This window comes from Pseudomonas sp. M47T1 (assembly GCF_000263855.1).
Classification (GTDB): Bacteria; Pseudomonadota; Gammaproteobacteria; order Pseudomonadales; family Pseudomonadaceae; genus Aquipseudomonas.
The window spans coordinates 1-19,868 of sequence record NZ_AJWX01000033.1 but is presented as its reverse complement, the minus strand read 5'-3'; the positions used below and the strand labels follow the sequence as shown (position 1 = coordinate 19,868).

At 65.3% G+C, this 19,868-nt stretch carries 21 protein-coding genes and 1 riboswitch; of the genes, 5 read left to right on the top strand and 16 right to left on the bottom strand.

Going from position 1 to position 19,868, the window contains the following annotated elements; translation table 11 throughout:
* The first annotated feature begins 91 nt into the window (after positions 1-91).
* Entirely contained in the window at positions 92-970 is an 879-nt protein-coding gene (locus tag PMM47T1_RS25315; RefSeq protein ID WP_008374426.1) for a DMT family transporter, read from the top strand.
* 97 nt (positions 971-1,067) lie between these two features.
* On the opposite strand, the gene PMM47T1_RS25310 is transcribed toward PMM47T1_RS25315, so the two are convergent.
* The 10 genes from PMM47T1_RS25310 to cobO are packed head-to-tail and all read right to left on the bottom strand — an operon-like array spanning position 1,068 to position 9,869.
* Positions 1,068-1,796, bottom strand: a complete 729-nt coding sequence (locus PMM47T1_RS25310) for an adenosylcobinamide-GDP ribazoletransferase (RefSeq protein ID WP_008374423.1) — start codon at positions 1,794-1,796, stop codon at positions 1,068-1,070.
* 3 nt (positions 1,797-1,799) lie between these two features.
* Positions 1,800-2,375 (bottom strand): alpha-ribazole phosphatase family protein, encoded by a 576-nt coding sequence (cobC, locus tag PMM47T1_RS25305; RefSeq protein ID WP_008374421.1) that lies wholly within the window; start codon positions 2,373-2,375, stop codon positions 1,800-1,802.
* Positions 2,372-3,427 (bottom strand): nicotinate-nucleotide--dimethylbenzimidazole phosphoribosyltransferase, encoded by a 1,056-nt coding sequence (gene cobT / locus PMM47T1_RS25300; RefSeq protein WP_008374420.1) that lies wholly within the window; start codon positions 3,425-3,427, stop codon positions 2,372-2,374. The genes cobC and cobT overlap by 4 nt, the downstream gene beginning before the upstream one ends.
* Positions 3,424-3,945, bottom strand: a complete 522-nt coding sequence (cobU, locus tag PMM47T1_RS25295; RefSeq protein WP_008374416.1) for a bifunctional adenosylcobinamide kinase/adenosylcobinamide-phosphate guanylyltransferase — start codon at positions 3,943-3,945, stop codon at positions 3,424-3,426. Before cobU ends, cobT begins: the two co-directional genes overlap by 4 nt.
* Complete coding sequence (locus PMM47T1_RS25290) at positions 3,933-5,399, bottom strand: cobyric acid synthase (protein ID WP_008374414.1); 1,467 nt, start codon at positions 5,397-5,399, stop codon at positions 3,933-3,935. The genes cobU and PMM47T1_RS25290 overlap by 13 nt, the downstream gene beginning before the upstream one ends.
* Positions 5,400-5,407: 8 nt before the next feature.
* Entirely contained in the window at positions 5,408-6,400 is a 993-nt protein-coding gene (cobD, locus tag PMM47T1_RS25285; protein WP_008374412.1) for a threonine-phosphate decarboxylase CobD, read from the bottom strand.
* Positions 6,393-7,301: an adenosylcobinamide-phosphate synthase CbiB gene (gene cbiB / locus PMM47T1_RS25280; RefSeq protein WP_008374409.1), complete on the bottom strand. Its 909-nt coding sequence runs from the start codon at positions 7,299-7,301 to the stop codon at positions 6,393-6,395. Before cbiB ends, cobD begins: the two co-directional genes overlap by 8 nt.
* Positions 7,298-7,948 (bottom strand): 5,6-dimethylbenzimidazole synthase, encoded by a 651-nt coding sequence (bluB, locus tag PMM47T1_RS25275; RefSeq protein ID WP_008374408.1) that lies wholly within the window; start codon positions 7,946-7,948, stop codon positions 7,298-7,300. The genes cbiB and bluB overlap by 4 nt, the downstream gene beginning before the upstream one ends.
* Positions 7,948-9,261, bottom strand: a complete 1,314-nt coding sequence (locus PMM47T1_RS25270; protein ID WP_008374405.1) for a cobyrinate a,c-diamide synthase — start codon at positions 9,259-9,261, stop codon at positions 7,948-7,950. Before PMM47T1_RS25270 ends, bluB begins: the two co-directional genes overlap by 1 nt.
* Positions 9,258-9,869, bottom strand: coding sequence for a cob(I)yrinic acid a,c-diamide adenosyltransferase (gene cobO, locus PMM47T1_RS25265; RefSeq protein ID WP_008374403.1), 612 nt, complete (start codon positions 9,867-9,869; stop codon positions 9,258-9,260). The genes PMM47T1_RS25270 and cobO overlap by 4 nt, the downstream gene beginning before the upstream one ends.
* A 130-nt stretch (positions 9,870-9,999) precedes the next feature.
* Positions 10,000-10,226: riboswitch (cobalamin riboswitch) on the bottom strand.
* A 111-nt stretch (positions 10,227-10,337) separates the two neighbouring features.
* Between cobO and PMM47T1_RS25260 the strand changes: the two genes are divergently transcribed.
* On the top strand, positions 10,338-11,654 hold the full coding sequence (locus PMM47T1_RS25260; RefSeq protein ID WP_008374401.1) for a PQQ-dependent sugar dehydrogenase: 1,317 nt from the start codon (positions 10,338-10,340) through the stop codon (positions 11,652-11,654).
* Between the two features lie 88 nt (positions 11,655-11,742).
* Here PMM47T1_RS25260 and PMM47T1_RS25255 read toward each other — a convergent pair whose 3' ends face one another.
* From PMM47T1_RS25255 to PMM47T1_RS25230, 6 genes are all read right to left on the bottom strand, one after another.
* Positions 11,743-12,282 carry a C40 family peptidase gene (locus PMM47T1_RS25255; protein WP_043301522.1) on the bottom strand — a complete coding sequence of 180 codons (540 nt, stop codon included), beginning with the start codon at positions 12,280-12,282 and terminating at the stop codon, positions 11,743-11,745.
* Between the two features lie 112 nt (positions 12,283-12,394).
* Entirely contained in the window at positions 12,395-13,033 is a 639-nt protein-coding gene (locus tag PMM47T1_RS25250; protein WP_008374396.1) for a C40 family peptidase, read from the bottom strand.
* Between the two features lie 68 nt (positions 13,034-13,101).
* The gene (locus PMM47T1_RS25245) at positions 13,102-13,875 is read right to left on the bottom strand and encodes an NAD-dependent protein deacylase (RefSeq protein ID WP_008374394.1); all 774 of its coding nucleotides are present in this window, start codon (positions 13,873-13,875) and stop codon (positions 13,102-13,104) included.
* Positions 13,869-14,573 (bottom strand): DnaA regulatory inactivator Hda, encoded by a 705-nt coding sequence (gene hda, locus PMM47T1_RS25240; RefSeq protein WP_008374391.1) that lies wholly within the window; start codon positions 14,571-14,573, stop codon positions 13,869-13,871. Before hda ends, PMM47T1_RS25245 begins: the two co-directional genes overlap by 7 nt.
* 159 nt (positions 14,574-14,732) lie before the next feature.
* Positions 14,733-15,806: an AI-2E family transporter gene (locus PMM47T1_RS25235; RefSeq protein WP_008374389.1), complete on the bottom strand. Its 1,074-nt coding sequence runs from the start codon at positions 15,804-15,806 to the stop codon at positions 14,733-14,735.
* 110 nt (positions 15,807-15,916) lie between these two features.
* Positions 15,917-16,969 (bottom strand): DUF2066 domain-containing protein, encoded by a 1,053-nt coding sequence (locus PMM47T1_RS25230; protein ID WP_008374386.1) that lies wholly within the window; start codon positions 16,967-16,969, stop codon positions 15,917-15,919.
* 355 nt (positions 16,970-17,324) lie between these two features.
* Here PMM47T1_RS25230 and purM point away from each other — a divergent pair, with 355 nt between their 5' ends.
* The 3 genes from purM to PMM47T1_RS25215 are packed head-to-tail and all read left to right on the top strand — an operon-like array spanning position 17,325 to position 19,770.
* The gene (gene purM / locus PMM47T1_RS25225; RefSeq protein WP_008374384.1) at positions 17,325-18,383 is read left to right on the top strand and encodes a phosphoribosylformylglycinamidine cyclo-ligase; all 1,059 of its coding nucleotides are present in this window, start codon (positions 17,325-17,327) and stop codon (positions 18,381-18,383) included.
* Positions 18,383-19,051, top strand: a complete 669-nt coding sequence (gene purN, locus PMM47T1_RS25220) for a phosphoribosylglycinamide formyltransferase (protein WP_008374383.1) — start codon at positions 18,383-18,385, stop codon at positions 19,049-19,051. Before purM ends, purN begins: the two co-directional genes overlap by 1 nt.
* Positions 19,052-19,059: 8 nt before the next feature.
* The gene (locus PMM47T1_RS25215) at positions 19,060-19,770 is read left to right on the top strand and encodes a DUF3108 domain-containing protein (RefSeq protein WP_008374381.1); all 711 of its coding nucleotides are present in this window, start codon (positions 19,060-19,062) and stop codon (positions 19,768-19,770) included.
* Positions 19,771-19,868 lie beyond the last annotated feature (98 nt).

The following is a 19,868-nucleotide window of genomic DNA, read 5'->3' as shown; positions in this document are numbered from 1 at the left end:
GTCAGGGTTTGCCCAAGCATGGGAGCGCGCCGTGAAATGACCATGACACTCATGCAACAATGCTGTGACAGCCGGCTTATAAGGACATTTCATGAATCATCGCTCTGCCCTGTTTGCCCTGCATTTCGGCGCCCTGTTCTTTGGTCTGGCCGGCGTGTTCGGCAAGCTTGCCAACGCCAGCGCGGTGGTGATCGTGCTGGGCCGTGCGGCCTTCGCGGTAGTGGCGCTGATTGTGTTCCTGGGCGCTTCGCGGCGCGGCTGGCAACGGCTGGAAGGCGCCGACTGGGGACGGCTGATAGGCGCGGGAGGCCTGCTGGCGGCCCACTGGGTGAGTTTTTTCATTGCGGTGAAAATGGCTGGGGTGGCCGTGGCCACCCTGGGTTTCGCCAGTTTTCCGGCCTTCACGGTAGTGCTGGAAGGCCTGGTGTTTCGCGAGCGCATTCGAGGTCACGAAATCATGCTGGTGCTGTTGGTCAGTGTCGGCCTGGTGCTGGTGACGCCGACGTTCGACCTGGCTAGCCAGGCCACCAACGGCTTGTTGTGGGCCATGTTCTCGGGCCTGACCTTTGCGGTGTTGTCGCTGGTCAACCGCGCCGGTGGCAGCCGCGTGCCGCCGGTGCAGGCGGCCCTGTGCCAGAACGCGGTGGTTGCCTTGTGCCTGCTGCCGGCCGCGTGGCCGCAACTGCCCGCCGTGAGTGCCCTGGACTGGTGGTGGATAGGCCTGCTGGGGGTGTTCTGCACGGGCCTGGCCCATAGCTTGTTCGTGGCCAGCCTGGCAGTGATCAAGGCGCGCACGGCGGCGGTGGTGTTCGCGTTGGAGCCGGTTTACGGGATTGCCTTCGCCTGGGCGATTTTCCGTGAAGCGCCCACGGTGCAGATGCTACTGGGTGGGGTGTTGATTCTGGTGGCGATCGTCATGTCCACCCAGTCCAAAAAACCGGCCCCCGCTGGCACTACCCAAGCCCTGTGAGCGGCCGTAAGGCTGCGAAGGCCCGCACCGCGGGACCGCGCGATCGGCATGACACCGCTGGAGTCCTGCGGGCCTTTTCGCAGCCTGACGGCAGCCCCTACAAGGCCCAGGCGATCAAGGCGGCCATTTCCAGCAGTTCCAGCAGCGCGCCGGCGGTGTCGCCGGTGGTGCCGCCCAGGCGGCGGACCATCTGCCGGCGCAGGTACAGGAACGTCACCAGCGCCACGGCCAGCACCAGCACCGCCTTGCTACCGGCCAGCAATACGCAGGCTATAGCACTGACCAGCACCACCCCGCGCCCGGCCGCGCGCGGCAAGTGATCGGCCAGGGCCTGGCCCAGGCCCCCGGCACGTACGTAAGGCGTGCTCAGGAACAAACCCAGCAGTGACAAGCGGCCCAGCAATGGCGCGATCAGGAGAATGTGCGCCTGACCGCTGTCGACCACAGCCAGCAAGGCGCAGAATTTGAGCAACAGCACCAGCACCAGGGTCACCACGGCAATCGGCCCGCTGCGCGGGTCTTTCATGATTTCCAAGGTGCGCGCCCGGTCACCGAAGCCACCCAGCCAGGCATCGGCGCTGTCGGCCAGGCCATCCAGGTGCAGACCGCCGCTCAGCAATACCCAGGCAGCCAACAGCAAGGCCGCATGCAGCAACGGCGGGCTGCCGGCCAACAACCCGCTCAACATCCACAGCAGTCCACCAAACAGCAGGCCCACCAGCGGGTAACACAGCAGCGAGCGGCCCATGGCCTGGGGCGGTGGCATGCCGGCCAGGCGCACGGGCAGGCTGCTGAGAAACTGCAGGGCAATCCAGAACGGCAACATGGCTCAGCCCTCTTCGCGCAGTTGACCGTCAGCCGCCACCGTCAGGGAAAACAGGCTGCCATTGGCCGCTTCCACCGACAGCAGTTGCTCACGGGGCAGGCCGCGCGCGCGCGCCAGCAACAGGCGCATCACCCCGCCGTGACTGACCACCAGCAGGCGTTGGCCGGGGTATTCCAGGTTCAGGCGCTGCACTGCGGCCAGTACCCGGGCGCTGAAGTCCAGCACGGGTTCGCCATTAGGCGGCGTGAAACCGTAAGGGTCGGACCAGAACAGGCCCAACCCGCGTTCGTCGGTGAGCATGAGGTCGGCGGCGCTGTGGCCTTCCCAATCACCGAAATGCAGCTCTTGCAGGCCGGGCGCAAGGCTCAGCGGCAAATGCCGATTGGCCGCCAGCTCTTCGGCAAACAACCGGCAGCGCTGCAATGGCGAACTGATGATGCGATCCCAACCGCCGCGCGCGGCCACCGCGTGGCGCATCTGCTGCCAACCATGGGCGGTGAGCGCGTCATCAAGGCTGCCGCGCAGGCCGCCGCCCCGTTCGGTCTCGCCGTGGCGCAGCAGGTCGAGCGTCAGGCTCATTCGACGCGATCCGCCACCGCTGCTTCAGCGAAGGTCGCCATTTGCCCGTGCAGGTCGCAGGCCAGGCGCAGCAACGGCACCGCCAGTGCCGCCCCGCTGGCTTCGCCCAGGCGCAGGCCCAGGTCCAGCAACGGTTGGGCGTCCAGCGCTGCCAGTACATGGCGATGACCCGGCTCGGCGCCGCGGTGGCCGAACAGCAACCATGGGCGGCAGGACGGGTTCAGGCGCACGGCCACCAGTGCGGCGACGGTGCAGATGTAGCCGTCCACCAATACCGCGATGCCCGCCTGGGCGCTGGCCAGATAGGCGCCAACCAGCGCCACCGCTTCAAAACCACCAAAGCACAGCAGGCGCTCCAGCGGCTCGGCGGACAACCCGGCGTGGGTGTCCAGCGCGCGCTGGATGACCTGGGCCTTGCGGCTGACACCGGCGGCGTCCAGGCCAGTGCCGGGGCCTGTCAGGTCGGTGATGGGGCAATCGAGCAAGGCACAGGCCAGGGCTGCGGCCGAGCTGGTGTTGCCAATGCCCATCTCACCGCCGATGAACAACTGGCTGCCCGCGGCCACGGCGCGGGCAACGCTGTCACGGCCTACCTGCAAGGCTTGCTCGCCTTGTGCGCGGGTCATGGCCGGTTCCACGGCAAAGTTGCGCGTGCCGGGGCCAACCCGCTCGTGACGAACGCCTGGCAGGTTGTCCACCGAGGACGCGGTGCCCAGGTCAACCACTTCCAGGTGCGCATCCAGCTGGCGCGCCAGCACGCTGATAGCCGCCCCGCCATTGACGAAGTTGAGCAGCATTTGCCAGGTGACTTCCTGCGGATACGGTGACACACCCTCGGCAACAATGCCGTGGTCACCGGCGAAAATGCTGATCCAGACCTTGTCCACGGCCGGCTTCAGGCGTTTTTGCAGGCCGGCCAGTTGCACCGCCACGTCTTCCAGCGGGCCCAGGGAGCCGGCGGGCTTGGTCAGTTGCCGCTGACGTTCCTGCGCCTGTTGCAGCATCAGGGTATCGACGGGCTGGCACGGTTGCAGCCACCAGGAATTGCTCATGGGCGGGGTCCTTTCAGGGTAAGGGGCAGGCCGGCGACGGTCAGCGTCACCTGCTGGCATTGTTCGGCCAGGGCCTGATGCAACCAGCCGGCCTCGTCGACGTAGCGCCGGGTCAGTTCGCCCAGGGGTACAACGCCCAGGCCGGTCTCGTTGCTGACAAAGATGATGTGGCCGGGCAGCGTGGCCAGGCCGTTCAGCAGTGCCTGGCGTTCATCCGCCAGGCGCTGGGGGTTGTTGAGCATCAACAGGTTGGTCAGCCACAGGGTCAGGCAGTCCACCAATAGGCAGCGATCTTCTGCGGCGTGCTCGCGCAGCACGCGCGCCAGCTCGATCGGCTCCTCCACCAGGCCCCAATGCTCGGGGCGGCGCTGGCGATGCAGTTGAACGCGCTCGTTCATTTCACCGTCCAGTGGCTGGCTGGTGGCGATGTAGGTCACCGCCAGGCCGCTGTCGGTGGCGCGCTGTTCGGCCAGGCGGCTCTTGCCCGAGCGGGCGCCGCCAAGGATCAGTTGCAGCATGTCGACGTTTCCTGTTCCAGGCCGCACAGGCTGCGCAGCAGGTTGGTGTCCAGGTGCTGCTCGACCAGGTCGGCCAGGCGTTCGATGTCCACTTCACGCAGGGCGTGGTAGTCCACGTCCTGTACGGCTTCAAGCCCGGCCCAGCGCAGCAGCGCGCTGCTGGACGCCGGCGACTCGAACAGGCCATGCAGGTACGTGCCCAGCACCTGGCCGTCGGCACTGATGGCGCCATCGCTACGGCCGTCATCCAGGCGCACCAGCGGCGCGGCCAGGGCCGGCCCGCGGGTGACGCCGGCATGAATTTCATAGCCGGCCACTTCGGCGCCTTCCAGGCACAGGTGGCCGCGCACGTTACGCAGTTGTTTCTCGCTTTCCAGCGTGGTGTCGAACGCCAGCAGGCCCAGACCCGGGCTGGAACCGGCAGGGCCTTCCAGGCCCAGCGGGTCATGCACCTGCTGGCCGAGCATCTGCAGGCCACCGCAAATGCCCAGCACCTTGCCGCCGTAGCGCAGGTGGCGGTCGATGGCGCGCGCCCAACCCTGCGCACGCAGGTAGGCCAGGTCGCTGCGCACGCTCTTGGAGCCGGGCAGGACGATCAGGTCGGCGGACGGAATGCTGTCGCCGGGGCCGATGAACTGCAGGTCCACCTGAGGGTGCAGGCGCAGGGGGTCGAAGTCGGTGTGATTGCTGATGCGCGGCAACACTGGCACGATCACCTTGAGCACCTGCGCGGCCTTGTCGGCCTGGCGCCGGTCCAGGCCGTCCTCGGCCTCCAGGTGCAGGTCGAGCACGTAGGGCAGCACGCCCACCACCGGTTTGCCGGTGCGCGCTTCCAGCCAGTCCAGGCCCGGTTGCAGCAGGGCCAGATCGCCACGAAAACGGTTGATGATGAAGCCCTTGACCCGCGCCTGCTCGCTGGGCGCCAGCAGTTCGAGGGTACCCACCAGGTGGGCGAACACGCCGCCGCGGTTGATGTCGGCAATCAGCAGCACCGGGCAGTCCACCGCCTCGGCAAAGCCCATGTTGGCGATGTCACCGGCGCGCAGGTTGATCTCGGCCGGCGAACCGGCGCCCTCCACCATCACTACCGGATACCGTTGGCTCAAACGTTGATGGGAGGCCAGCACCGCCTGCATGGCAATGGCCTTGTAGTCGTGATAGGCCACGGCGTTCATGGTGGTGACCGCACGGCCGTGGATGATCACTTGGGCGCCGGTGTCGCTGTTGGGCTTGAGCAGCACCGGGTTCATGTCGGTGTGCGGCGCCAGGAACGCGGCTTGGGCCTGTACCGCCTGGGCACGGCCAATTTCACCGCCGTCGGCGGTCACGGCGCTGTTGAGCGCCATGTTCTGCGGCTTGAACGGCACCACGGCCACGCCCTGGCGGGTCAGCCAGCGGCACAGCGCGGTCACCAGGGTGCTCTTGCCGGCATCGGAGGTGGTGCCCTGCACCATCACTGTAGTCACGCGGTCTCCTTGGCGAAGGCCTGGAGCGCCTGCTCCAGGCGCAACCAGTCGGGCTCGTCGGGCGGCAGGCCGAAGCGCACGCTGCTGGTATTGACGAACAGCCGCACGAGGATGCCGCGCTGGGCCAGGAACTCGTGCAACGCGCCGGCCTTGTCGGTGGCCAGCCACTGGAACAAGGCGCAACCGCCATGGGGCGCCAGGTCAAAACGCGCCAGCAGGCTGGCCAGGCGCTGGCTGGCCAACGCGCTGCGCTCGATCATGCGCTGGTGACCGTCGCCGTCGGCCAGGCACGCTTGACCGAGAATACGCGTGGGGCCACTGACGGCCCAGGGCCCGACCTGCTCGGCCAGCAACTGCAGAAACCGCGAGTTCGCCAACACAAAGCCCAGGCGTACACCGGCCAGGCCGAAGAACTTGCCAAATGAACGCAACACGATCAGGCCCGGGCGCTCCACATGCGGGGCCAGGCTTACCGCCGGCGTGTTGTCCATGAACGCTTCGTCCACCACCAGCCAGCCACCACGCTGGGCCAGGCGCGCGTGCCATTCCAGCAGACGCTCGGCCGGCAGCAGGCGGCCAGTGGGGTTGTTGGGGTTGACCACCACCAGCACGTCGAGGCTGTCGAGGAAGAAGTCCACCTCGCTCTCGGTGACTTCGCGCACCAAGTGGCCGGCGCGGCGCCAGGCTTCGGCATGCTCGGCGTAACAGGGCGAGAGCACGCCAATCTTGCCGCCCCGACGCAAGCGCGGCAGCAGCTGGATCGCGCACTGGGAGCCGGGCACCGGCAACACCTGGGCCACACCGTAGTAGGCGCAGGCCGCGGCTTCCAGGCCATCGTCGGTTTCCGGCAGGCGCGCCCAGGCACGCTCGGGGATCGGCGGGATCGCCCACGGCCAGGGCGCCAGGCCACTGGACAGGTCCAGCCAGTCGGCCTCGGCAATGCCATAGTGCTGCGCCGCCTTGCGCAGCCGTCCACCGTGCTCAAGCATAGAATTGCCCTCCCACGCACAGAATCAGCAGCCACAGCCACACGCCACGCTGCACCAGCTGCCAGCCACGGTCGATGGCATCGGCGTTGGCCGCCGGGCCTTCGCCCAGGGTCGTACGCTCATGCAGTTCCCCATGATAGACCGCCGGGCCGCCCAGTTCGACGCCCAGGGCGCCGGCACCCGCCGCCATCACCGGGCCGGCGTTGGGGCTGTCCCACAGCGGTGCCTGGCGCCGCCAGCAGGCCAGGGCCAGGCGGGTCTTGCCCAGCAGCGCATAGGTCAGCGCCACCAGCCGTGCAGGAATATAGTTGAGTACATCGTCGATGCGCGCCGCTGCCCAGCCGAAACGCTCGAAACGCTCGTTGCGGTAACCCCACATGGCGTCCAGGGTGTTGCTCAAACGGTACAGCACCACCCCCGGCGCACCGGCTATGGCAAACCAGAACAGCGCGGCAAACACCGCATCGCTGCCGTTTTCCAGCACCGACTCGGTGGCGGCGCGGGCCACGGCGGTGGCGTCCAGCTCGCGGGTCTCGCGGCTTACCAGGTAGCCCACGCGGGTGCGCGCGGTGTCCAGGTCATTGCTGCGCAACGCCTGGGCCACAGGCGCCACATGCTCACCCAGGCTGCGCAGGCCCAGGGCACAGTACAACGCCAGTATCTCCACCAGCGTGCCCAGGTAAGGCAGCCACGACAGTACGGTGGCCAGCAAGGTCAGCGGAATGACGGCCAGGAACCAGGCCGTCACGCCATGGCTGCGCCAGCCTCGGCCGCCGCTGTTGAAACGGCGCTCCAGGCGGTCGGCCAGGCGCCCGAAGGCCACCAGCGGGTGACGCCGTTTCGGCTCGCCCAGCAGGGCATCCAGGGCCACACCGGCGACGGTGACCAAGGCAATGCTCATGGCTTCACCCCCCAGTGGTTCTCATACAGCATCTCGCTGAGCGGTTTTTCCTCGGCCCAGCCTTCCATCACCAGCATGGGCGAAGGGTAGAACTCGGTGACCGGGCCCAGGCACAGCACGGCCATCGGCTTGGCGCCCGCTGGCAGGCCCAGCAGGTCGGCCAGGGCCAGGGGGTCGAACAACGACACCCAGCCCATGCCCAGGCCCTCGGCACGCGCCGCCAGCCACAGATTCTGGATGGCGCAGGACAGTGACGCCAGGTCCATTTCCGGCAAGGTACGGCGACCGAAAATGTGCCGCTCGCGACCGTCCATCAACGCGGCCACCAGCACTTCGGCGCAATCGTTGATGCCTTCGACCTTGAGTTTCATGAAATCGTCGGAGCGCTCGCCAAGGGCCTGGGCGGTACGCACCCGCTCGTCTTCCACCACGGCCTGGATGCGTACGCGCAGGTCACGGTTGCTGATGCGGATAAAGCGCCACGGCTGCATCAGGCCGACACTGGGCGCTTGATGCGCGGCCTGCAGCAACCGCGTCAACAGCTCTGGGGCGACGTCGCCACCGGCGAAATGGCGCATGTCGCGGCGCTCGCCAATGGCCCGGTAGACTGCGGCGCGCTCGGCGGGGGTGTACGCGTTGTCATTCATCAAATGTGCGAGGCCCCTTTGGGGCAGAACAGGGCGGCAATGGCCGCCGGGTTGGACGGGAAATAGAAGTGCACGTACGACGCCGTCAGGCGCCCGATACGGTAGACCGCCTCGGCGCCCCGGCCGCCATTGGGACTGGTGCCGCGCGCAATCGGTGCCAGCTCGGTGGTGGTCAGCGAGTGATGGTAGGTATGCCCGCGCAGGGTGCCTTCCGGCAGCTCCACCGCTTGCAACGCCAGGGCCGCCAGGCGCTTTTGCATCACCGCCGCACCGGGCAACAGGCCAAGCAGTTCGGCGCGCTGGCCGTCGACGTCGGTCAGGGCATCGAGCAGGTAAAGCATGCCGCCGCATTCGGCCAGCAGCGGCTTGTCGGCCCCATGGTGGGCACGGATGGCCGCCAGCATCGAGGTGTTGGCCGCCAGCAGCTGATGGTGCAGCTCGGGGTAGCCGCCGGGCAGGTAAAGGCTGTGGCAGGGCGGCAATTGCGCGTCATGCACAGGCGAGAAGAAGCTCAGCTCGGCGCCCATGGCCCGCAGCAGGTCCAGGCTGGCGCCATAGGTGAAGGCAAACGCCTCGTCACGAGCCACGGCAATGCGCACCCCGGCCAGCAGCGGTTCGCAAGGCACCGGTGTCGGCGCGGCGAACGTCACCGCGGGCGGCAGGGCCACCTCGCAGGTTTCGGCCAGGGCCGCGGCGGCAGCGTCCAGGCGCAGGTCCAGGTCGTTCAGTTCGCTGGCCTGGACCAGGCCCAAGTGGCGGCTGGGCAACTCGATGCCGGTCTCGCGGGACAACGCACCGTACCAGCGCAGGCCTTCTGTGAGGCTACCTTCCAGCAGTTGCGCGTGGCGCTGGGTGCCCACGCGGTTGGCCAGCACGCCGGCAAACGGCAGGTCGGGCTGGTAGCGCGCCAGGCCCAGGGCCAGGGCGCCGAAGGTCTGGGCCATGGCGGTGCCATCGATGACACCCAGTACCGGCACGCCGAAATGGCGGGCCAGGTCGGCGCTGGACGGAGTACCGTCGAACAGCCCCATCACGCCTTCAATCAAGATCAGGTCGGCTTCCCCTGCCGCTTCCCACAGCAGGCGACGGCTTTCCTCGGCGCCCACCATCCACAGGTCCAGCTGGTAGACCGGCGCGCCGCTGGCACGCTCCAGGATCATCGGATCGAGGAAGTCCGGCCCGCACTTGAACACCCGCACCTTGCGCCCCTGGTTGCGGTGCAAGCGTGCGAGGGCGGCCGTCACGGTGGTCTTGCCCTGGCCGGAAGCCGGCGCGGCGATCAGCACCGCCGGGCAATGACGCGCCTGGGTCATAGTTCGATGCCCTTCTGGGCGCGAATGCCAGCCTGGAACGCGTGCTTGAGCATGCCCATCTCGGTGACGGTGTCGGCCAACTCGATCATCTCGTCCTTGGCGCCGCGGCCGGTCACCACCACGTGCTGCATGGGCGGACGGGCCTGCAGGTCAGCCAGCACCTGATCCAGGTCCAGGTAGCCGTGCTTGAGGGCAATGTTCAACTCATCGAGAATCACCAGGCCGATGGACTCGTCGCGCAGCAGCTCGCGGGACACCACCCAGGCCGCTTCGGCGGCGGCGATGTCACGCTGGCGGTCCTGGGTTTCCCAGGTAAAGCCCTCGCCCATCACGTGGTAGCGCACCTGCTCGGGGAAGCGGCGGAAGAACAGCTCTTCGCCCGTGGCGTTGCGGCCCTTGATGAACTGCACCACGCCACACTGCATGCCATGGCCCAGGGCCCGGGCCAGCATGCCGAACGCCGAACTGCTCTTGCCCTTGCCGTTGCCGCTGAGCACCAGCAGCAGGCCACATTCATTGGGCGCGTTGGCAATGCGCTCGTCGATCACCGCCTTTTTGCGCAACATGCGCGCCAAGTGGCGTTGTTCACGTTCCTGGGATTCACTCATCGCAGCTCTCCGCTACACCTGCACACAGGCGACATCGACGAAAAGCCGCGGCCCGGCAGGGCGCAGCGCAAACTCGTCAATGCCGCTCTCCCCGCGCGACAGAACAAAAGGGGACCGGCAAGCCAAGGCTTGCCAAGAAGGGTTTCAGGCCGGTCTCCGGACTCATGAGCGGGGTCGTGTACACCCTGGCCACGCGCCTTCCCGAACCGAACCAGGTTCAGTGGCGCCATGCGTGACCTTGACTCATTTACCGTTGCGGGGGCAGCGCCGGGCTCGCACGCCAACGGCGCCTCACCGGCTTCCCTGTTTCACCTGGCCAGCCTTGGGCTGCCAGGCACCTGGAACACGTCGCGAAGGTTAGAGGGTTGGGGGTGGAGCGTCAATTAAAGCATGGCAAATGCGGTGGAACCTCGACGGCCGCCCTACCCTCTATTGAAAACACCGCCGCGCCCGAGTGAGAACAACAACATGCACAAGACCCGCCTGGCCCTGATTCTACTGTCCTCCGGCGCCCTGCTCGCCTGCGGCGAATCGTCCACCCTGAAGGTCAGCGACGGCACCGGCCCGCACCCGCAACTGCCCGCGCCCAACCACACCCTGATCCCTACCCTGAACATCGCCGACGCCATTGGCTGGCCCGCCGGCGACAAGCCCCAGGCGGCCAAGGGCACCCAGGTAGGCGCCTTTGCCGAAGGCCTGGACCACCCGCGCTGGCTGTACGTACTGCCCAACGGCGACGTGCTCGTGGCCGAAACCAACGCACCGCCCAAGCCGCAGGACAGCAAGGGCATCAAAGGCTGGGTGACAAAAAAAGTGATGGGCAAGGCGGGCGCCAACAGCCCCAGCGCCAACCGCATCACCCTGTTGCGCGACACCGACGGCGATGGCGTGGCCGACACTCGCACAGTGTTCATCGCCAATCTCAATTCGCCCTTCGGCATGACCCTGGTGGGCAACGACCTCTACGTGGCCGACACCGATGCCTTACTGCACTTCCACTATCAGGCCGGAGCCACCGCCATCAGCGGGCCGGGAGAAAAGGTTACCGACCTGCCCGGCGGCCCGATCAACCATCACTGGACCAAGAACGTCATTGCCAGCCCGTCCGGCAACAAGCTGTACGTGACGGTCGGTTCCAACAGCAACGTGGGCGAGAACGGCCTGGACAAGGAAGAAGGCCGCGCCGCCATCTGGGAAGTCGACCGTGCCAGCGGCCAGCACCGAATTTTCGCTTCCGGCCTGCGCAACCCCAATGGCATGGGTTTCGAACCGCAGACGGGGCGACTGTGGACGTCGGTGAACGAGCGTGACGAAATCGGCAGCGACCTGGTGCCCGACTACATCACCTCGGTGAAAGACGGGGGGTTCTACGGCTGGCCATTCAGCTACTACGGCCAGCATGTCGACAACCGTGTCACCCCGCCCAACCCCGAAATGGTGGCCAAGGCCATCGCCCCCGACTACGCAGTTGGGCCGCACACCGCCTCGATCGGCTTCACCTTCGCCAGTACCAGCGGCGGGCTGCCGGCGCCGTTCAACCAGGGTGCCTACGTGAGCCAGCACGGCTCATGGAACCGCAAGCCGCACAGTGGCTACAAAGTGATCTTCGTGCCCTTCGTGGACGGCAAACCCAGCGGGCAACCGCTGGACGTGTTGACTGGCTTTTTGAACGACAAGGAAGAGGCCATGGGGCGGCCGGTAGGCGTAACCGAGGATCACAAGGGCGGTGTACTGGTGGCGGACGACGTGGGTAACAAGATCTGGCGCATCACCGCCGCGAAATAGACCGAACGGGCCCGCAGCGCAGCGCAGGGCACCAGCAGGGGCGACGCGCAGCCTTCCAGTGACCACACGCTTGCTGCGCAAGCAACCGCTACGGGTTATGCGCCAGGCTGGAGGGCTGCAACACCCGCTTGGCATTCAGATAAGCATGCTGCCAATACGGCTTGTTCAGGTAATCAAGCTTGACCGTCCCCCCGGTGGCCGGCGCATGCACAAAGCGCCCTTCCCCCACATAAATACCCGCATGGCTCACCTGCGAACCACCTGCAGTAGCAAAGAAGATCAGATCCCCGGACTGCAAGGCATCCTTGCTGACATCCGGCGCACGCATGCTGATCATCTCCCGTGTGGAGCGCGGCAAGCTGATACCGGCGGCATCGCGATAGACGTAGGCGATCAGCCCGCTGCAATCAAAACCCGAATCCGGCGTGTTGCCGCCCCATCGATAGGGCGTGCCTACCAGGCCAATGGCCCGCATGAGCACATCATCGGCTTGGGGTGATAACGGCTGCTGGGGGGCTGACACGAAAGGTTGATAGACCGGCGCAGCCGCAGGTGGAGGCTTGTGGCCAGCACATGCACTGAGTAGACCGGCAATCAATAATGGCGCGAAACGGGCCGTAGGCGACATAAACAGAACCATCCTGATTCAACTGCCGTTGAAGACTAGCTTGTATTCCCGAAAACGCGCAACGGCGGCACACTTTTCAGTGCGCCGCCGCTGCGAGTACCGCCCAGACTGCTTACTTGCGCGAGATCGTCGTGGTCGGCGCCATGGCCAAGGCACGCTTGGCTTCTATAAAGGTCTTGCTCCAGTAAGCGTCATCGAGGCTGTCAATGCGCACGCCGCCGCTGCGGTGGCTGCTGGAGTGAATGAACTGATCGTCGCCCAGGTAGATACCGGCGTGGCTCACACGGCCACGGCCACGGGTGCTGAAGAACAGCAGGTCACCAGGCTTGAGATTGTTGCGCGCGACCAACGGGGCTTTCACATTGATCATGTCACGGGTGGAACGCGGCAAGGTCATGCCGGCCTCTTCGCGGAACAGGTAACCGATGAAGCCGCTGCAGTCGAAGCCCGATTCAGTGGAACCGCCGGTGCGGTAACGGGTACCGATCAGCGACTTGCCACGTTCCAGGATGCTGTCGGCCAGCATGGGCATCTGGTAGGGCTTGTTGCTGCTTTCGGAGAAGTCAGCCAGTTCCTTTTCGGTGTCCAGCTCTTCTTCGTGGAAATTGAGGGTTACAGCTTTCGCCTGGGCCTGGGACTGGGGGGTCACCGGGTTGAGAGCCTGCTGCTGCGAAACCGGCGAATGCGCCGCACAGCCAAAAAGCAGGGTCACGAGTGCGAGGGGCACGAGGGGTGCGAAGCGCTTTAGCATGGGCACGACCGTGTCTGTAGATAGTTAAGAAGACGCGACTATGCCCTCTATCAAATCCATTTGCAAATTCAATCGAGAAAAATGTGACTCAGCAGTTTCGGCATGACTTCTAACGCCCTACTCTCGAAAAACACGTCCATGCCGGCACTAAGCCCACTTCGCAACGGGTTGATCTCAATGGCAAACCCACCAGCGGCGCGGGTTTCAGCGATGGGGGCATGGATGTAGGGGAAGCTGGCGGTGGTACCGATCACCAGCACCACGTCGAACCCCAGGGCCAACTGCTGATATAGCGCCTCAATCGCCCCCTGCGGCAGCACTTCCTCAAAAAGCACTACAGAAGGCCGCATAACGCCGTCACAGGCGTTGCAGCGCGGCGGCAGTGACTGACCAAGCACTTCCGACAGATCGTCGCGTACCGCGCCACAGGCACGACAGAAGAGTGACGCCAAATGCCCGTGAATTTCAATGAGCCGTTCGTCGGGACTTCCTGCCTGGCGGTGATAACCGTCAATGTTCTGTGTCAGCACCCAGCACTCCGGCTTGGCCTGTTGCAGGCGGGCGATGGCATGGTGGGCGGCGTTGGGCCGCCCTGCAAGGCAGGCCTCGCCCAACTGCGCCAGGTACTTCCAGCACAGCGCGGGATCACGTTCGAGCATGGGCCCTGACAAGGCTTGTTCGATGGGCAGGCCCTCGGCGGTGACGCCGTTGTACAAGCCACCCAGACCACGATAGGTGGGCAGCCCGGAGTCTGCGCAAAGCCCGGCGCCAGTGATCACCAGGATGCGCCGGGCATCACGCAGGGCAGCGCCGGCGCGGGCCAGCAGCTGCGGGTCTACCAACCCAGGGTTTCTTTGAGAAACGGAATGGTCAGCTTGCGCTGGGCCTGCAACGAAGCCTGGTCCAGGCGCTCCAGCAGATCAAACAGCGCACTCATGCTGCGCGTGCCACGAGTGAGGATGAAATGCCCGACCTCGTCGGTCAGGTGCAGGCCACGGCGCGAAGCTCGCAACTGCAAGGCGCGCAGCTTGTCTTCGTCCGACAGCGGGCGCATCTGGAAAATCAGCGCCATGGTCAGGCGCGACTTCAGGTCCGGCAGCTTGACCGCCAGCTCGCGCGGCGAATGGGACGCGGCGATCAACAGGCGTCGACCGCTGTCGCGCAGGCGGTTGAACAGGTGGAACATGGCCTCTTCCCACTCCGGCTTGCCGGCAATGACTTGCAAGTCATCCAGGCACACCAGCTCGTACTGCTCCAGGTAATCGAGGATTTCCACGCCGCGGTCCAGCAACTGCGCCAAGGGCAGGTACACCGCGGGTTCGCCCATCTGTTCGAAGCGCAGGCACGCCGCCTGCAGCAGGTGGGTACGGCCCACGCCCTGCTTGCCCCACAAATAGATCAGGCTTTCGGTCCAGCCGGCGTCGGCTTCGCACAGGCGCTCGACGTAGCCGAGTGCAGCGGCATTGGCGCCTGGATAGTAATTGATGAAGGTAGCGTCATCACGCAGACGCACACCTAAGGGCAGCTGAATCGGTTTCATGCTGGCTGACGGTTCTGGCGAACCGTAAGGGGCCTCTGTGTGAAGTTAGCAAAGTCTATACCCGTGACGCCGGGTGCACAATGCAACAGACCACAAGCAAAATCAAAGGTTTGCGATCATTTGCATACCCGCCGCGTTACCAGCGGGCATGCAGCGCCACTACAGGTCGGGATCTTCCTGGCCGCCGTAGATATCCGATTCCTTATACAGATCATGGGCATGACGCAGCAGCACCATGATCACCGCGGCAACCGGCAGCGCCAGCAGCACGCCGGCGAAGCCAAAGAGCTCGCCCCCGGCCAGGATGGCAAAGATCACCGCCACCGGGTGCAGGCCGATGCGGTCGCCCACCAGCATGGGCGTCAGCACCATGCCTTCGAGCAGTTGGCCCACGAGGAATACCGCGCCAATGCCCAGCAACGGATAGATATCCCCGCCGAACTGGAACAGCCCAGTGATCATGGCCGCGCTGATACCGGTGATGAAGCCCATGTACGGCACAATGGCGGCAAGGCCCGCGATCAGGCCAATCAACAAGCCCAGCTCGACGCCCACCAGCATCAGGCCGGTGGCATAGATGACGCCCAGGGCCAGCATCACCAGCAACTGGCCACGCACAAACGCGCCCAGCACCTCATGACACTCCTTGGCCAGCTCGACGATCTTGCCCTCGCGGTGACGCGGCAGCAGGCTGCGGATCTTGGCCATCATCAAGTCCCAGTCGCGCAGCAGGTAGAAGCCCACCACCGGGATCAGCACCAGGTTGGTCAGCCAGCCGATCAACGCCAGGCTCGACGCCGTGGCCTGGCTCAGCACCACGCCGACGATGTCGGTGGTCTGGCCCATGTGCTCACTGATGGCCGCCTTGATCTTGTCGAACTTCCAGAAGCCGTCCGCCAGCCCCAGTTTGGTCTGTACCCATGGCAGCGCCGAGTGCTGCAACCAGTCCAGCACCTGTGGCGCCAGCTCGTATAGGCGCACGAACTGCTTGGCCAGCAACGGCACCAGCACCAGCAGCGCCACCATGAACACCAGGGTGAACAGCGAGAACACCACGATCACGCCCCAAGTGCGCGACAACCCTACCCGCTCAAGCCTGTCCACCAGGGGGTCGGCCATGTAGGCCAGCACAATCGCCACCAGAAACGGCGAAAGAATAGGGTGCAGGAAATACACGAACACACAAAGCAGGAGCACCGCCCCCGCCCAGACCCAACGACGCATGTCAGCCATCAAACCACCCAGCCTTATATATAGAGAAGACACCCAATGTGCACCGCCGTGGGAGCGAGCCCACTCCCACACTCGGCAGTCGCAGGCACACGCACAGGAATAACAGTGTGTTACCAGTGGAACCGCAGGCCCGCGGCAGGTGCAGGCTGTGGCGCCGGCGCTGCGCCCGGAGCGAGCGGCTGGGTGGCGACCACTGGGGCGGCCTCCGCCGGCATCTCGGTCAACTTGCCCAAGGCCAGTTGCGCGCGAAGTTGATCGCTGTTGCCGGTAACCTTGTAGACCACCTTGTCGCCATCAATCGATTTCAGCTGGCCACCAAAGGGCTCCAGCAATCGGCCCAGCGCGGCGTAGTGTTCCAGGGTCATGCCCTCGACCTGCAAGCTCATGTCGGTGCTGGCACCGCCGCCGGTCTTGACCACATAGCGCGGTGCCAGGCGCTCGCTGACAGCCAGGAGCACGGCATCGGCGAGAGCGGCCGGGTCATCGCCCTCGGCCTTGCCCTGTTCGGGGCGCTCACCCAGGTACAGGCGCCATTGGGCCGACCACTTGCCGCCATCCTGTTTGGCGTGCACGGCCAACAGGCCATCGGCACCATAGCGCTCGGACGCGGCACGCAGCGCGGTGGCATCACTGCCATCGAGCGTCTTCGCCGTGCCCAGGGATTGCTCGCCCAGGTCGGCCAGCGGCAGGCGCACGGGCAAGCCGCGGTGCTGGGCGGCTCGACGCAAAGGCTCGGCGGTGGGCTGGCCATCGCCCACCAGGTTGCTGCCGTCGGTGCCTTCGTTCAACCACCACACCACCACGCTGGGCCGGTTGTTGCCCCAGGTTGGCAGGCCGGACTGGCGCAGCAGGTTGTCGGTGCTGGCGGGGTCGAAGTCCACGCGCAGGCTTTCCGGCGGCCCGGCTTCGTAACCGTATTGGCTGATGATTTGCTGCGGGTCCTTTTTCACCGCCGCAAGGCCTGCGGAACTGAAGGCCTTGGGGTCGCCGGTAAGGCGCAGAACCAGGGTTTCCAGCGCCCGCTGGGTAGCGGCGTCGCGCTCTTCGGGGGTTTGCCCCCCCACGGTTTCGCGGACCTGATAGAGGTTATTGACGGTTTCGGCATGAGCTGCCAGGGCAAACACCGAAAGGCAGCCGACTAAAAGGTAGTTACACAGACGCATGGAAGATTCCCGACGGGCAATAAGCGGACTGAGGCTTGAGACCACAGTTTTGACCAAAACATTCAAGCCGCCCATTGAAGTTTTCGTAATGCGCCTACTATAGCCGTTAGAAGCCATTGAAATGTACCTGTCGCCACCATGGCAGCGGCAGACAGTGGCTACTACAGGCCATTCGCATTAATTTTGGCCCTGCCCGTCGGCCTGAGGATGGCCGCACAGGGGCAACCCTGATAAAATCGCGCGCCTTCGCAGACCAACGACGGTTGGCCGAATGGAAATACCCTGCAACGGTATTTCCGGGCAGCCCACCGCTCAAGGTCGATTTTTCGAATCCCTACCTCTAAAGGCCTGGATCATGAGCAAGCAACCCTCCCTGAGCTACAAGGACGCCGGTGTAGACATCGACGCCGGTGAAGCATTGGTCGAACGCATCAAGAGCGTCGCCAAGCGCACTGCGCGTCCTGAAGTCATGGGCGGCCTGGGCGGTTTTGGCGCCCTCTGTGAGATCCCGGCCGGCTACAAGCAGCCTGTCCTGGTCTCGGGTACCGACGGCGTGGGCACCAAGCTGCGCCTGGCCTTGAACCTGAACAAGCACGACAGCATCGGCATCGACCTGGTGGCCATGTGCGTCAACGACCTGGTGGTGTGCGGCGCCGAGCCGCTGTTCTTCCTGGACTACTACGCCACCGGCAAGCTCAATGTCGACACCGCCGCCCAGGTCGTGACCGGCATCGGCGCCGGCTGCGAACTGTCGGGTTGCTCGCTGGTAGGCGGCGAAACCGCTGAAATGCCAGGCATGTACGAAGGCGAAGACTACGACCTGGCCGGCTTCTGCGTGGGCGTGGTGGAGAAGGCCGAGATCATCGACGGCTCGAAAGTCGCCACTGGCGACGCCCTGCTGGCCCTGCCATCGTCCGGCCCGCACTCCAACGGCTACTCGCTGATCCGCAAGATCATCGAAGTGTCGGGCGCCGACATCGAGAACACCCAGCTCGACGGCCAGCCACTGACCGACCTGCTGATGGCCCCGACCCGCATCTACGTCAAGCCCCTGCTCAAGCTGATCAAGGACACCGGCGCCGTCAAGGCCATGGCCCACATCACCGGCGGCGGCCTGCTGGACAACATCCCGCGCGTTTTGCCAAAAGGCGCCCAGGCCGTGGTTGACGTGGCCAGCTGGCAGCGCCCGGCGGTCTTCGACTGGCTGCAGGAAAAAGGCAACGTCGACGAGCACGAAATGCACCGCGTGCTGAACTGCGGCGTGGGCATGGTCATCTGCGTAGCCCAGGAACACGTTGAAGTGGCCCTGAAAACCCTGCGTGACGCTGGCGAGCAGCCATGGGTCATTGGCCAGATCGGCGTGGCCGCCGAAGGCGCTCCACAGGTCGAGCTGAAGAACGTCAAGGCACACTGATGCACGAACAGACGCCCGCACGCTGTAACGTAGTGGTGCTGTTGTCCGGCACCGGCAGCAACTTGCAGGCCCTGATCGATAGCGTGAACCAGGCGGCCGGAGCACATCCGGCCCGCATCCGCGCGGTGATCTCCAACCGCGCCGATGCCTACGGCCTGGAACGCGCCCGCCATGCCGGTATTGATACCGCCGTGCTGGACCACAAGGCGTTCGAAGGCCGCGAAGCCTTCGACGCCGCGCTGGTCGAACTGATCGACGGCTACACCCCCGACCTGGTGGTGCTGGCCGGCTTCATGCGTATCCTCAGCGCCGACTTGGTGCGCCACTATCAGGGTCGCCTGCTCAATATCCACCCTTCCCTGCTGCCCAGGTACAAAGGCCTGCACACCCATCAACGGGCGATCGAGGCCGGCGATGCCGAGCACGGTTGCAGTGTGCATTTCGTCACCGAGGAACTCGATGGCGGACCACTGGTCGTACAGGCAGTAATACCGGTACAGTTAGACGATACGCCGGTCACCCTGGCACAACGGGTTCATGCCCAGGAACACCAGATTTACCCGCTGGCCGTACGCTGGTTCGCCGAAGGACGCTTGCGTCTGGATGCGCACGGTGCATTATTGGACGGCAAGCCCCTCGGGGCCAGCGGTCACTTGATTCGACCCTAGGAGATTTTATGCGTCGTGCCCTGCTGTTCTGTGCCGCGTTGCTGGCTTTGCCCGTACACGCCGCCGAACTCAAGCCTTTCACCGCCAGCTACACCGCCGACTGGAAACAGCTGCCCATGAGCGGCACCGCCGAGCGCAGCCTGACCAAGGGCGCCAACGACACCTGGACCCTGAGCTTCAAGGCGTCGATGATGATTGCCAGCCTTACCGAGGAAAGCACGCTGACCCTCGACAAGGACACCTTGATGCCCAAGACCTATCACTTCGAACGTGGCGGCCTGGGCAAGCCGAAGAAGACTGATCTGGACTTCGACTGGTCGCAGAAAATGGTCACCGGCACCGACCGCGGCGACGCCGTGAAGGTCCCGCTCAACCGCGGCATGGTCGACAAGTCGACCTACCAGTTGGCATTGCAGCGTGACGTGGCCGCCGGCAAGAAGAGCATGAGCTATCAGGTGGTGGACGGCAGCGACGTCGACACGTACGACTTCCGCGTGCTGGGCACCGAGAAAGTCGCCACCAAGGCCGGCCAGGTTGACGCCATCAAGGTTGAGCGCGTACGCGACCCCACGCAGAACAAGCGCACCACCGTGCTGTGGTTCGCCAAGGACTGGGATTACCTGCTGGTTCGCCTGCAACAGGTGGAGACCGACGGCAAGGAATACAACATCATGCTGCAGGATGGCACCGTTGACGGCCGCTCGGTAAAAGGCAGCTGATACCTCGTGGGGGCGGGCTCTGCCCGCGAAGCAGGCACCGCGGTGTGCTTTTCGCGGGCAGAGCCCGCTCCCACGAACCCAAGCCCCAACAAAAAGCC

Coding starts and splice junctions, on each gene's coding strand:
- PMM47T1_RS25255 (WP_043301522.1), bottom strand. CDS start 12,282: ATGTCGCCTACGGCCCGTTTCGCGCCATTATTGATTGCCGGTCTACTC.
- cobD (WP_008374412.1), bottom strand. CDS start 6,400: ATGCTTGAGCACGGTGGACGGCTGCGCAAGGCGGCGCAGCACTATGGC.
- cobT (WP_008374420.1), bottom strand. CDS start 3,427: ATGAGCAATTCCTGGTGGCTGCAACCGTGCCAGCCCGTCGATACCCTG.
- PMM47T1_RS25235 (WP_008374389.1), bottom strand. CDS start 15,806: ATGGCTGACATGCGTCGTTGGGTCTGGGCGGGGGCGGTGCTCCTGCTT.
- purM (WP_008374384.1), top strand. CDS start 17,325: ATGAGCAAGCAACCCTCCCTGAGCTACAAGGACGCCGGTGTAGACATC.
- cbiB (WP_008374409.1), bottom strand. CDS start 7,301: ATGAGCATTGCCTTGGTCACCGTCGCCGGTGTGGCCCTGGATGCCCTG.
- PMM47T1_RS25290 (WP_008374414.1), bottom strand. CDS start 5,399: ATGGTGCAGGGCACCACCTCCGATGCCGGCAAGAGCACCCTGGTGACC.
- PMM47T1_RS25315 (WP_008374426.1), top strand. CDS start 92: ATGAATCATCGCTCTGCCCTGTTTGCCCTGCATTTCGGCGCCCTGTTC.
- PMM47T1_RS25215 (WP_008374381.1), top strand. CDS start 19,060: ATGCGTCGTGCCCTGCTGTTCTGTGCCGCGTTGCTGGCTTTGCCCGTA.
- bluB (WP_008374408.1), bottom strand. CDS start 7,948: ATGAATGACAACGCGTACACCCCCGCCGAGCGCGCCGCAGTCTACCGG.
- PMM47T1_RS25260 (WP_008374401.1), top strand. CDS start 10,338: ATGCACAAGACCCGCCTGGCCCTGATTCTACTGTCCTCCGGCGCCCTG.
- cobC (WP_008374421.1), bottom strand. CDS start 2,375: ATGAGCCTGACGCTCGACCTGCTGCGCCACGGCGAGACCGAACGGGGC.
- hda (WP_008374391.1), bottom strand. CDS start 14,573: ATGAAACCGATTCAGCTGCCCTTAGGTGTGCGTCTGCGTGATGACGCT.
- PMM47T1_RS25250 (WP_008374396.1), bottom strand. CDS start 13,033: ATGCTAAAGCGCTTCGCACCCCTCGTGCCCCTCGCACTCGTGACCCTG.
- PMM47T1_RS25230 (WP_008374386.1), bottom strand. CDS start 16,969: ATGCGTCTGTGTAACTACCTTTTAGTCGGCTGCCTTTCGGTGTTTGCC.
- PMM47T1_RS25310 (WP_008374423.1), bottom strand. CDS start 1,796: ATGTTGCCGTTCTGGATTGCCCTGCAGTTTCTCAGCAGCCTGCCCGTG.
- cobO (WP_008374403.1), bottom strand. CDS start 9,869: ATGAGTGAATCCCAGGAACGTGAACAACGCCACTTGGCGCGCATGTTG.
- purN (WP_008374383.1), top strand. CDS start 18,383: ATGCACGAACAGACGCCCGCACGCTGTAACGTAGTGGTGCTGTTGTCC.
- cobU (WP_008374416.1), bottom strand. CDS start 3,945: ATGCTGCAACTGATCCTTGGCGGCGCCCGCTCGGGCAAGAGCCGCCTG.
- PMM47T1_RS25270 (WP_008374405.1), bottom strand. CDS start 9,261: ATGACCCAGGCGCGTCATTGCCCGGCGGTGCTGATCGCCGCGCCGGCT.